Below are 12,337 nucleotides of genomic sequence, written 5' to 3' on the forward strand. Positions count from 1 at the left end.
GGCGGCCCCGGTCAGGGCCGCCGTGATACTCGCCTGGTGACTCGGCTACGTTCGGGGACGGGTACGCATCCAGTCATCGAGCGGATTGCTGGGGAAGGCACAGTGCTCGCGGCGTACCGCCATGCTGGCGGTGGCCGAGCGCGTCGTGCCCTCGTTGCGTACCGTGCGCGCACTGCGGCGCGCGCGATTCACTGCGGCTGCCGTGGCGGCAGCGGCTTGCTGGGTTTCGCTTTCCACCGTGGCTGCCAGCGCAGCCATGTGAGCCTGTTCATCGGCATGCTGCGACTCGCCGATTTCAAAGACATCGTGCAATGCGCCAAGCTCCTGGGTCTCTGGCGACGGTGCCTTGAGGGCAGCCACCACCATCGACGTCAGTTGGGCGAGCACCTCGGTGTCGCTCATGCGCTTGCCTTGGGTGAAGGCCGGCATCAGGTTGCCCAGTTCATCGCCCGCCAGCACACCCGCCAGTGCCTTCAGCGCGAAATGCAGCCGCCAGCCCAGGTCTTGCCGTGGCACATCGGGCAGCGCGCGTGCAAACGCTTCGAAGAAGCGTCCGAACACGGGTGCATAGTGTCCCATCAGCCAGGACTGGATGAAGGGCGAGGTATCGGAATACACGCGCCCCAGCAGCCTGAGGAACGATGGCCCGCCGATCTCGGGCTCGCGCGCCATCTGGAGCGCGGGCACGAACAGCGCACCCATCACGTGTTCGCAGCGGATCTCGTTACCCGGCCAACGCGCCTCGCAGGCATCCAGCAAGGCCAGCCGCCGGGTATTGAGCGGATCCAGCCGGCGTCCGAGCACCGACTGCATCATGATTTCCTTGCTGCGAAAGTGATAATTGACTGCGGCCAGATTGACGATTGCCCGCGACGTCACCTGTCTGAGAGAAGTGGCTTCGTAACCTACCTCGATGAACAGTTTCTCGGTCGCATCCAGGATGCGGGCCTTTGTATCTCCTGCCGTGGTTTTCCCGGTCTTCATGGGGCGTCTCTCGCTCAAATACCGCTGTGGACCCCTGCAAAAAAAGTAAATCAATCCACTCGCTGCCCAAGCTCCATGCTCTGTCGGCATACGGATGCTTGAAACGGTTGTAAGCAGCCTACTCTACCGATTGCACCGTTTCACAAGTCCATTTTTCGAGGTCTGCCTCTAAAATGCAAGCCCCGATTCTGCATGACAAAAATTTTTATCACGCCGTGATGGTCTTTTTCAGTGTGGATGCATTCTGCGCCGTCAGTGCGAACACTGACAATTGGGGGTTCGCACCTATGCTGGTGGGAAATACCGAGCCATCTAATACGGATAGGTTATTTAAATGGTGATGGCGGCCCGCGCTATTTACCACGCCACGGGCAGGGTCATCGCTCATGGCGCAGCCACCCATCAAATGCGCCGTGAATAACAGCGCGCGAAATTTTTTCAATGGCAATTGGCCGATGGATTCGCGTGCCTCGGCCCAGCTCGAATAATGGGTGGAATCCAGATGGGCCGGGCGGACACGGCGTGCGCCGGCCGCGAACTGGGCTTCGGCCATGCTCAGGTACGCGCGGCGCACCCCATCCCAGAGGTAATCGCTCACGTCGTAATCCAGCACCGGACTGCCGTCATCGGTAATCCTGACACGACCGCCCGGACTCTCGGGCACGAAGCCATCGCGCAACAGCGCCAGCATGGCGTTGGTATGCGGCAACGCCGCCATCTCCTGGCGCAGGTCGTTGCCGATCGCGTTGAACACGCCCGCGCTGATGCCGGGGAACATGGGCGGGACTTCGAGCTTGTAGCCCATCGGCCCTGCTGCGCCGTCGCGCCACTGGAAATGATCCGATGCCACCGACTGCGGCGCGCCATAATAAGGATCAATTTTCTCCGGCATTTCTGCGATACTCAAATTCACCGGATGAATAAACGTGCGCACGCCGACCTGTTTGTGGGGATCGGGTACGCGTGAACGTTGCAGCAGGGCCGGCGAGTTGATCGCCCCGCCCGCTACCACTACATGCCGGGCGCGCACGGTGACCGCGATGCCGCTGGGTGTGTAGCCATCGGCGCCGATCGCGTCGGCGGTCAGGCCGCGTACAGACTTTCCGTCATGGTCGAGGGTGCGCACGCGCAGCCGGTGCACCAGCGTGGCGCCATGGGCCAGCGCGGCGGGGATCGTCGAGACGAGCATCGACTGCTTGGCGTTGACCGGACAGCCCAGGCCGCAATAGCCCGAGTTCCAGCAGCCCTTCACGTTGCGGGGAATCGCGTGCCACTCCCAGCCCAGCGCCTGGCAGCCGCGCTGAAGCACCGCGTTGTTGGGGTTCGGGTCCATTGCCCACGGCGCCATGTTCAAGCGTGCCTCGATCTGCGCGAACCATGGCGCCATGTCCTCCACGCTATGCCCCGTCACCGCGTGTTCGGATGCCCAGTGCGCCAGCGTCTGCGGCGGCGTACGAAAGCTCGATGACCAGTTCACGGTGGTACTGCCGCCCACCGACCGGCCTTGCAGGATCGAGATCGCACCGTCCGAGGTGGCGCGGGCTGCAGCCTCCTGGTAGAGCTCGCGATAGGCGCGCGCTTCGTCCATGTCCTTGAAGCTGTCGGACGTGTGCAGGCCCCCTTCTTCGATCATCAGCACAGTGAGGCCGGCCTGGCTCAGGATCTCCGCCGCGATGCCGCCACCAGCGCCCGTGCCGATGATGACCACGTCGGCCTCCAATGTGCGCGGGGCGGTGAACGTGGCGGCGTCGAGCACCTTCCAGCCGGACGCGATGCCGGCGCTGTAGATATCGGGAATCGGCATGTCGGCCCTTGCTGTTAGCTGTGAATGGCGCGATAGATCGCGGCGTTGGGACCGGGGTAGCCGCTGGCGCTCCAGGTATCGGGCACCACGTAGTAGCCCACGCCGATCAGCTTCACCAGCACCACGCCGCCCGCATTGAGCGTGGCGAACCGGCTGCTACGCCAGCGGCCGAGGAAGCCGCGTACCTGTTCCGGCGTGGCCTCGCTCCACGGACTGCGCACGCCGGCCACGGCCCAGCGCAGCGGAGTGCTGGCCAGCAGGTCGAGCAGCTTGCGCAATTCGTCGCGGCCGTTCTGACCCATGGCGGCGATGGTCACGTCGATGTTCTTCACGGCCGCCGTGCTCCTTGTCTCGCGCTGCGCCGTGGGCATCGTTTCGAGTTCGCTGATCACGGCGGGCAGCACCGCGCGGAACAGCGCCACGTCATCGGGTCGCAGGAAGGCCATGCCGGCCTGCGGTGGCGCGGCGGGCGAGCAGCCCGTCAGCGCGGGCAGCAGCGCCGAGCAGGCAATGGCCGCGCAGAACCCGCCGCCGACCTTCAGGAAATGCCGGCGCGAAGGTGCCGAGGGATGGTCCGCTGGAAGGTCCGGGGGAAGGTCCGGTAGGGGCATCGTGTCTCCATTTTTTCTTATGTGGCTCAGGTATCCCGAGGCGTTGTGATTCTGCCGAACCCGGCGAAATTTATTTGCGGCGACTGTCAGGTTTCAAACGCACGACCGACATCCGCCGCCAACGCCAATTCCGCATGGCCGGGCTGCGTTTGATGTGCACGCTCCGCCACTGGAAACGCGCCGCAAATAGAGCAATTCTTCCAACGAGCAGTTTGACGGGGCGCGAAACCGGTTCCTATGATGACATCGACCAATGTCACAATCAACGATGGCGCTGATCGCGTCCGACAGTCACGGACGGCATCAGCCCACCCCATGGAAAGGCGCCATATGAATGCTCCAGCGGATCTCCCCGATTACCTGTCGGCAGACAGCCCGGAGGTTGCGTGCGATATCGCGATCATCGGTAGTGGCTTTGCCGGACTCGGCATGGGTATCCGCCTGAAGCAGTCGGGCGTCGACGATTTCCTGATCTTCGAGCGCGCTGGTTCCATTGGCGGCACCTGGCGCGACAACCACTACCCGGGCTGCGCCTGCGATGTGCAATCGCACCTCTACTCGTTCTCGTTCGCGCCGAATCCGGACTGGTCGCGCATGTTCTCGCCGCAGCCGGAAATCCGCCGCTACCTTGAACACTGCACCGACAGCTTCGGACTGCGCGAACACCTGCGCCTGAACCACGAATTGCGCAGCGCGAAGTGGGACGATGCCGCAGCGGTCTGGCGCTTGCACATGGCCGATGGGCGCCGCGTGCGCGCCCGCGTGCTGATCTCGGGCATGGGCGGGCTGAGCCGCCCGTCGATTCCGAACATCCCTGGCCTCGATACCTTCGCCGGGACGATGTTCCACTCGCAGCAGTGGCGCCATGACTATCCGCTGACGGACAAGCACGTGGCGGTGATCGGCACCGGCGCCAGCGCCATCCAGTTCGTGCCGCAGATCGCGCCGGCCGTGGCGCATCTCGATCTCTACCAGCGTACGCCACCGTGGATCATGCCCAAGCCGGACCGGCGCGTGTCGGCGTTCGAACGTGCGATGTTCCGCCGCCTGCCGTTCACGCAACGGCTGGCGCGCACGGGGCTGTACTGGATGCTGGAGTCGCGCGTGCTGGGCTTCGTGATTCATCCGAAACTGATGAAGGCCGTGGAGCGCATCGCGCGCCGCCATCTGCGTCGCCAGGTGCCGGACCCCGTGCTGCGTCAGACGCTCACGCCGGACTACACCATCGGCTGCAAGCGCGTGCTGATCTCCAACGACTACTACCCGGCGCTGTCGCGCAGCAATGTCGATGTGGTCACCACGGGCATCGACCATGTGGAAGCCGACGCGGTGGTGCTGCGCGACGGCACACGCCGCCCTGTCGACGCGATCATCCTCGGCACGGGTTTTCACGCTACCGATCCGTTGCCGCGCGGCGTGATCGTGGGCCGTGAAGGACGCGATCTGCTCGATGCCTGGCGCGATGGCGCCGAGGCGTACCTGGGCACCACGGTAACGGGCTTCCCGAACCTGTTCCTGATCGTCGGTCCTAACACCGGGCTCGGCCATAGCTCGATGGTCTTCATGATCGAGTCGCAGGTGAACTACGTGCTCGATGCTCTCGCGCAAATGCACCGCGAGCGCGTGCGGGCCGTGGATGTGCGCCCGCCCGTCCAGCAACAGTTCAACCACGGCATCCAGCAGAAGCTTGGCCACGCGATCTGGTCTGAAGGTGGTTGCGCAAGCTGGTACATCGACCCGAACAACGGCAAGAACACCACGCTCTGGCCCGGCTTCACCTGGCAGTTCCGGCAGGCCACGCGCACGTTCCGCATGGCCGACTACGAGCGATGGCCCGTGCGAGATCACGATGCAGACACGGCGCATCAAGGCGCCCACCACAACGTGCCCACCGCTACGGTGCGCGCCTGAGCCGTCCCCAAAAAAATAGAAGCGAACCTGGATTGACCGAGGAGAGATCGATGAAGGATTTCCGCAACAGGGTGGCCGCAATCACGGGCGCCGGTTCCGGCATGGGCCGCTGCCTGGCGATACAACTGGCGCAGGCCGGCTGCCACGTGGCGCTATCGGATCGCAATGAGGCGGGGCTGGCGCAAACGCTTGCCGAGGTGCAGCGCGCAGCGCCCGAGATTCACGCAACCACGCATGTTGTGGATGTAGCGGATCGCGCTGCAGTGTATGCGTGGGCCGATACCGTGGCGCGCGATCATGGCCGTGTCAACCTGATCTTCAACAACGCGGGCGTGGCGCTCTCCAGCACCGTGGAAGGCATGCGCTACGACGATCTCGAATGGATCATCGGCATCAACTTCTGGGGCGTGGTGTATGGCACCAAGGCTTTCCTGCCGCACCTGAAAGCCAGCGGCGAAGGGCATATCGTCAACACGTCGAGCGTATTCGGCCTGTTCGCGCAACCCGGCATGGGTGCGTACAACGCGAGCAAGTACGCCGTGCGCGGCTTCACCGAATCGCTGCGGCAGGAGCTGGATCTGATGGATTGCGGCGTGTCGGCCACGACCGTGCATCCGGGTGGCATCAAGACCAATATCGCGCGCGACAGCCGGGTCTCGTCCAGCGTCAACGGCCTGCTGGTGCGCGATGAACAACAGGGCCGCGAGGAGTTCGAGAAATTTTTCATCACCTCGGCGGACAAGGCTGCGCGCGTGATCCTCGATGCCGTGCGTGCCAACAAGCGGCGCGTGCTGGTGGGCCCCGATGCATACGCCGCCGATGCGATGGCGCGCTTGCTGCCCGCTGCGTACCAGTCGCTCGTGGTGCGCGAGACGCGCCGCAAGCGTCGGCAGTTCGTGCAAGGCGACGCTCCCGCATCGGCGCCCGGCGGAGAACGCGCATGACGCGCGCCGCCCTGCCTCGCGAAGCGGTGCTGCAGGCACCGCCCGGTCGATTCACGCGCTGGTTCGGCCAGGGCCGCGTGGGTTTCACGAGCCTGTCGCGCGACACGCTCGCGCGCCGCTATGCGCTGCCAACCTCGCGCTGGGTACAGGTCATGGGCGCACTTGTTCACTACACCGAAGAAGGTGTGCCCGAGGGCGAGCCACTGGTGCTGATCCACGGGTTCGGCGCGTCGCTGCACACGTGGGAAGGACTGATGCCGATGCTGCGCCAGCGGTATCGCGTGATCCGCCTCGATATTCCACCGTTCGGTCTGACCGGCCCGCTGCGCGATGCACGCGGTCGCGTGGTCACGATGGATGTCGATGTGTATCGCAGCTTTATCGACAGCTTCCTGCTGGCCGTGGGTATCTCGCGCGCCACGCTGATCGGCAACTCGCTGGGCGGGCTGATTGCGTGGGATCTCGCCGCACGCCGGCCCGCGCTGGTGGATAGGCTCGTGCTGATCGATGCGGCGGGCTTTCCGATGAAGCTGCCGATCTATATCGGTCTGTTCCGGCACGCCGTGGTGCGCTGGTCGGCCCCGTGGATGTTGCCCGAAGCGATCATCCGCGCGGCCACACGCGATGTGTACGGCGATGCCAGGCGCGTGCCGGAATCCACGTTCCGGCGCTACGTCGATTTCTTTTATGCAGCAGGCAGCCGCGACGCGGTGGGCCGCATGGTGCCGAGGCTCGATTTCGATGCGTTGGATACCGAGCGGCTGCGCGGCGTGCAAGCCCCCACGCTGGTGTTGTGGGGCGAGCGCGACCGCTGGATACCGCCCGCGCATGCCGCGGCGTTCGCGGCACGTCTCCCCGTCGTGTCGCTGCACCGCTATGCGGGTCTCGGCCATGTCCCGATGGAAGAAGACCCGCAGCGCGTGGCGGCTGACCTGCTGCCCTTCCTCGACGGCGCCCGTGAGGCGTCGGTCCCTTCGACACAGGAGTCCTCGTCATGATGCCCGTACGCCGCGACGTTCATCCCCATCTGCCGCCCGAACGCATCTGCGATTGGCACGAGCGCGGGCAGCACGTCACCCACTTCATCAACGCGCTGTCGATCTTCTTCCCGGCCGGCGAACGCTTCTTCATGGACAGCGTGCGCAACTACCGCGACCGCGTCACCGATCCTGAACTCAAGCAGGCTGTGACTGGCTTCATCGGGCAGGAGGCGATGCACACGCGCGAGCACATCCTTTACAACCGGTTGTTGGACGATGCAGGACTGCCAGCGTCGAAGCTCGACAACGCGGTGGCCAAGCTGCTTAACCTGCTGCGCAAGATCCTGCCGAAATCGTGGCAGCTCGCGCACACCATCGCGCTGGAACACTACACGGCGATGCTGGCCGGCGGCATGCTGTCCGATCCGCGCCACATGGGTGTGTCCGAGCCGGGATATCGACAGGTGTGGACGTGGCACGCGCTGGAAGAAACCGAGCACAAGGCGGTGGCGTACGACGTGTGGAACACGGTGATGAAGCCGGGGCCGTATCGCTACCTGCTGCGCGCGTTCACGATGCTGACCACCACGGTTACGTTCTGGGCGCTGGTGTTCGTATTCCACGTGCGGCTGGTGATGGCGGACAAGACGTGCCGCAACAAGCTGACGGGCTTCGGCAGCGTGATCAAGTTTCTGTGGGGTTCACCGGGCGTGCTGCGCAAGATGATTCCGGAATGGTTCGATTACTTCCGGCCGGGCTTCCATCCGTGGGACGAAGACAACCGCGCGGAACTGAGCCGCATCATGCCGCTGATCGAAGAGATCGAGCAGACGGCGATCAAGGCTGGGGCAAGTACGCGTGCGCCATCGTTGCGCAACGCCGCCTAAGCGCACCCTCTCCCGTTTTGGTTTGCTCCCCTCTCCCGCTCGCGGGAGAGGGGCCGGGGGTGAGGGCCAGCCGATCAATCACTCACCACGCGTCTCTTCGCGCTTCTCGCCTAGATTCGCCAAAATCCCCGCCACCCGATCTCCCAGATACTTGTTCGCCGAAACCTCCAGCGCACGCATCATCTCCGTCTCCAGCGTGACCATCGCCAGCGGACGAATCCGCCACAGCACATCCACAATGCGTGGCACTTCCGCAGGCGGCGGCAGTTGCCCTTCGCCGAAGCGGTCCAGTTCGCGCACCACCATGCCGACGATGCGATCGGACACGGCCTGGAAATGCCCGCGTGCATGCTCGATGATGTCGAGCAGATCATTGAGCGGAAAACCCGCACGCGCCATTTCCACGCCTGCCGCCAGCGCACGCGGACTGCGTGCCAGATAGCCGAGACCATCGGGCTCCAGCAACCCCAACGCAATCGCGCGCTTCAGCACCGGCCGTGAAATCGCGCGGCCAAACATGCGCGCGAGTGCGAGATAGGAATAGTGGCGCGGTGCCTCGGTATTCCACGGACTGCTGATCGCGGTTTCCAGACCCAGGATCGAGCGCAGGTCGTGCCCTTCCACGATGGCCTTGAGCAACTCCATGATGTTGGCGAGCGTGTAGCCGCGCGCCAGCAGATGGTTGATCAGGCGCAACCGGCCCAGATGCGTCTGCGTATAGATGCCCACGCGCCCGCGCCGCTCGGGCGGATCGATCAGCCCCTTGTCCTGGTACGAGCGGATATTGCGCACCGTGGTGCCCGCCACGCGCGCGAGTTCGTCGATCGTGTACTCGGGCGGTGTCGTGGATAGATCGGCGGACATGGCGGAATCTGGGGAGGCGACGGACTGGCCGTCGCGCGGGATCGAGGTCATGGGGGAAAATTCTAAACGAGTCGGGCGACGCTACAATGCGCCAACACATTCCGGCGCCCCCATGCATATCCGTTGGCTCGAAGATTTCGTCTGTCTGGCACAGGCTGGCAGCCTCGCGCGTGCCGCCGAACTGCGCAATGTCACGCCGCCTGCATTCGGTCGCCGCATGCAAGCGCTGGAGGTCTGGGCCGGCGCGCCGCTGATCGACCGCAGCGCGTTTCCGGTGCGGCTCACCGCCGAAGGCCGCCAGTTTCTCGAAGCCGCCCAGGCGGCGCTGCGCACGCTCGACGAGGCGCGCATGTCGCTGCGCGCAGCGCATCGTGCGGACGCCAGCACCATCACGATTGCCACCGGAAAGACACTGGCGCGCTCGATGGTGCCCGCATGGCTGGCCAGCCTGCGCCATGCCTTGCGCGACGACGCCGTGGGCGCGGGATTCCGTACGCGGCTCTCCACCCACGCCACGCACGACGCGCTGGAGATGTTCACCGAGGGCGATGCCGACTTCCTGCTCTGCTACAGCCCGCATGATCTTCCCGTGATGCTCGACGACACCCGCTACATGTTCCATCCGGTGGGCGTGGAGCGATTGGTGTGCGTGGCAGCGGCCGATGCGCGCGGCGGTCCAACGTTCCGACTCGGACAGCGTACGGCGATGGTGCCGATGATCGCGTATGCCGAGACCCTGACCATGGGCCGCATGGTCAATCAGGAAATCGCGCGCCGCAAACTGGCCGGCAAGCTCGACGTGATTGCGGTGAGCGATTTCGCGGAGTCGGTGCATGAAATGGTGCGCCAGAAAATGGGCCTGGCGTGGCTGCCCGCGAAGCTGATTGCGGATGATCTGCATGCAGGGAGGCTGGTGCGTGCGGATGTGCAGGGCGATGCTGTGGACCTTGCGCTGGATATCCGGCTGTATCGGCCGAGAACGCAGATGCGGGCATTGGCGGAGGTGTTTTGGGCGGCGGCGATCAAGTAGCTCCCCTGTTGTTTTTCTCCCCTCTCCCCGTTTGTTTTGCTCCCCTCTCCCGCTTTGCGGGAGAGGGGCTGGGGGAGAGGGCCAGCGGTCCAAATTGCGATGTGGTCGGCAAGCAGAGCCTCCCGCCCTCTCCCCTAACCCCTCTCCCGCTCGCGGGAGAGGGGAACCAAAAACCAAGCCGGAAGAGCGGCCATGCACCACTTCCGCCCATTGCCAAAACAGCAACCCCCATTGCCAAAGCTGCACGATGTGCGTGCCGCGCGCTCTCTAACATCGGCGCAAACATTCAAAGCCCTGCCGGAGAAATCATGAAGACCCTGATGCGCGTGGCCGTTGCCGCTACCCTTGCCAGTGCCGCGTTCGCGGCGTTGGCCGCTCCCGCCTATCCCACCAAGCCGGTCACGCTCGTCGTGGGCTATACCGCAGGCGGCAGCGTGGACCTCGTGGCGCGCACCGTGGCGCCGGAGCTGGGCAAGCGCCTGGGCCAGAGCGTGGTGATCGAGAACCTTGGCGGCGCTGGCGGCACGATTGGTGCGCAGAAAGTGGTCAAGGCCGAGGCCGATGGCTACACACTGCTGCTGGGTTCGGGCAGCGAAGTGTCGATCGCGCGCCTGACCAATCCGGCTGTGCGCTACGACGGCGAGAAGGACCTGGCGGCCATCACGTTCGTCGGCACGCAGCCGATGGTGCTGGTTGGCAAGCTGGACCTGCCCGCGAAGAATGCCGCCGAACTGATTGCGCTGGCCAAGGCCAAGCCGGGTTCGCTGTCGTATGCCTCGTCGGGCGTGGGTACGCCGCTGAACCTGGCTGGTGAACTCATCAAGCAGCAGGGCCAGGTCAACATCACGCATGTGCCTTACAAGGGCGCTTCCGCCATGGCCACTGACCTGCTCGGCGGCCAGATCGATCTCGCCGTGATGGTGCTGTCCTCCGCACTTCCGCATATCCAGGCCAACCGCGTGCGGGCCTATGGCGTGACCGAAGGCAAGCGCGCCAGCGTGGCGCCGAATGTTCCTGCGCTGGCCGAGACCCCCGCGCTCAAGGGCGTGGACATGGGGGTATGGTTCGGATTGATGGCGCCTGGCAAAACTGACCGGGCTATTATCGATCGCCTGAATACTGAGATGCAGGCCGTGCTGACCATGCCCGATGTGAAGAAGAAGCTGGCCGAGGCCGGCGTGGAGGTTTCACCGGCCAATCCGGCGCAGTTCGCCAGCTTCGTGAAGCGCGAGACGGCCAAGTACCGCACCATCGTGCAGACCGCCGATATTCGCCAATGAGCCGCCAATAAGCCACAGCCGAGGATGTACCAGATGACGCAGCGTGCCCCTACCTTCGACGCCTATGCGGTCGAGGTCGAGTTTCCCGATATCCGCCCCTACGCCGAAGGCAACAGCGGCGTGGCGTACGTCCACACGTTCGACAGCGGCATTGCAGGCCCGCACGTGATGATCAACGCACTGACGCACGGCAACGAGGTGTGTGGGGCGATTACGGTGGGCGGCCTGCTTGACCATGGCCTGCGTCCGCGCACGGGCAAGCTGACGCTGTCGTTTGCCAATGTGGATGCCTACGCGCGCTTCGATGCGTCCACGCCCGATGCGTCACGCTTTGTCGATCAGGACTTCAACCGCGTCTGGACCGCTGCTGTGCTCGACGACATGTCGCGCGATTCCTCGGAACTGCGCCGTGCCCGTGCGATGCGTCCCATTGTCGATACCGTCGACCTGCTGCTCGATCTGCATTCGATGCATGAGAAGAGCCGTCCGCTGATCGTGTCGGGTCCGCTCGACAAGGGCATCGCGCTATCGCGGGCGCTCGGCACGCCTGCCGACGTGATCGTGGACGAAGGCCATCCGGAAGGCCGCCGCATGCGCGACTACGCCGATTTTGGCGATGCCGCGAGCGCACGCAACGCGCTGCTGATCGAATGCGGCCAGCACTGGGAAGTCTCCGCCGTGGACGTGGCCCGCGACAGCACCGCGCGCTTTCTGCTGAACGCTGGCATCGTCGAGGAAGCCGACCTGCCCGCCGGATGGCTGCGTCCGCTGCCCGCCACGCAACGCGTGATCCGCGTGACCGAGCCAGTGGTGGCCAGCAGCATGGACTTCCGTTTTGCTGGCCCTTATACCGGCCTCGAAACGTTTGCCGACGCGGGCACCGTGATCGCCTGGCGCGATGGCGAACCCGTGGTCACGCCCTACGCCAACTGCGTGCTCGTCATGCCTTCTCTGCGCCAGCTCCGGCCCGGCGTGACCGTAGTGCGGCTCGGTCAGCTTGAACTATGAAACCGGTTGCATATATCACAACGTGATATTTTGC

At 64.7% G+C, this 12,337-nt stretch carries 11 protein-coding genes; 7 read left to right on the top strand and 4 right to left on the bottom strand.

Annotated elements, in window-relative coordinates; genetic code table 11:
• Nucleotides 1-45: 45 nt before the first annotated feature.
• The 3 genes from GA566_RS00060 to GA566_RS00070 all read right to left on the bottom strand — a co-directional run bounded on the left by GA566_RS00060 (nt 46) and on the right by GA566_RS00070 (nt 3,399).
• Nucleotides 46-984 (bottom strand): TetR/AcrR family transcriptional regulator, encoded by a 939-nt coding sequence (locus GA566_RS00060; RefSeq protein ID WP_137927947.1) that lies wholly within the window; start codon nt 982-984, stop codon nt 46-48.
• Between the two features lie 208 nt (nt 985-1,192).
• Complete coding sequence (locus GA566_RS00065; protein ID WP_160471083.1) at nt 1,193-2,788, bottom strand: GMC family oxidoreductase; 1,596 nt, start codon at nt 2,786-2,788, stop codon at nt 1,193-1,195.
• Between the two features lie 14 nt (nt 2,789-2,802).
• On the bottom strand, nt 2,803-3,399 hold the full coding sequence (locus GA566_RS00070) for a hypothetical protein (protein ID WP_160471084.1): 597 nt from the start codon (nt 3,397-3,399) through the stop codon (nt 2,803-2,805).
• A 330-nt stretch (nt 3,400-3,729) separates the two neighbouring features.
• Between GA566_RS00070 and GA566_RS00075 the strand changes: the two genes are divergently transcribed.
• From GA566_RS00075 to GA566_RS00090, 4 genes are read left to right on the top strand one after another with little or no spacing between them, the layout of a single operon-like run.
• Nucleotides 3,730-5,310 (top strand): NAD(P)/FAD-dependent oxidoreductase, encoded by a 1,581-nt coding sequence (locus GA566_RS00075; protein ID WP_160471085.1) that lies wholly within the window; start codon nt 3,730-3,732, stop codon nt 5,308-5,310.
• 50 nt (nt 5,311-5,360) lie between these two features.
• Complete coding sequence (locus tag GA566_RS00080; RefSeq protein ID WP_160471086.1) at nt 5,361-6,254, top strand: SDR family oxidoreductase; 894 nt, start codon at nt 5,361-5,363, stop codon at nt 6,252-6,254.
• Entirely contained in the window at nt 6,251-7,252 is a 1,002-nt protein-coding gene (locus GA566_RS00085; protein ID WP_160471087.1) for an alpha/beta fold hydrolase, read from the top strand. The genes GA566_RS00080 and GA566_RS00085 overlap by 4 nt, the downstream gene beginning before the upstream one ends.
• Nucleotides 7,249-8,121 (top strand): metal-dependent hydrolase, encoded by an 873-nt coding sequence (locus GA566_RS00090; RefSeq protein WP_160471088.1) that lies wholly within the window; start codon nt 7,249-7,251, stop codon nt 8,119-8,121. The genes GA566_RS00085 and GA566_RS00090 overlap by 4 nt, the downstream gene beginning before the upstream one ends.
• A 78-nt stretch (nt 8,122-8,199) precedes the next feature.
• Here GA566_RS00090 and GA566_RS00095 read toward each other — a convergent pair whose 3' ends face one another.
• The gene (locus tag GA566_RS00095; protein WP_237380217.1) at nt 8,200-8,985 is read right to left on the bottom strand and encodes a MerR family transcriptional regulator; all 786 of its coding nucleotides are present in this window, start codon (nt 8,983-8,985) and stop codon (nt 8,200-8,202) included.
• A 112-nt stretch (nt 8,986-9,097) separates the two neighbouring features.
• Here GA566_RS00095 and GA566_RS00100 point away from each other — a divergent pair, with 112 nt between their 5' ends.
• The 3 genes from GA566_RS00100 (at nt 9,098) to GA566_RS00110 (ending at nt 12,303) form a co-directional block, all read left to right on the top strand.
• Nucleotides 9,098-10,015 (top strand): LysR family transcriptional regulator, encoded by a 918-nt coding sequence (locus GA566_RS00100; RefSeq protein ID WP_160471092.1) that lies wholly within the window; start codon nt 9,098-9,100, stop codon nt 10,013-10,015.
• 308 nt (nt 10,016-10,323) lie between these two features.
• The gene (locus GA566_RS00105) at nt 10,324-11,295 is read left to right on the top strand and encodes a tripartite tricarboxylate transporter substrate binding protein (protein WP_160471093.1); all 972 of its coding nucleotides are present in this window, start codon (nt 10,324-10,326) and stop codon (nt 11,293-11,295) included.
• A gap of 33 nt (nt 11,296-11,328) precedes the next feature.
• The gene (locus tag GA566_RS00110) at nt 11,329-12,303 is read left to right on the top strand and encodes a M14 family metallopeptidase (RefSeq protein WP_137928265.1); all 975 of its coding nucleotides are present in this window, start codon (nt 11,329-11,331) and stop codon (nt 12,301-12,303) included.
• Nucleotides 12,304-12,337 lie beyond the last annotated feature (34 nt).

The organism is Cupriavidus sp. SW-Y-13, assembly GCF_009793345.1.
Taxonomy (GTDB): domain Bacteria; phylum Pseudomonadota; class Gammaproteobacteria; order Burkholderiales; family Burkholderiaceae; genus Cupriavidus.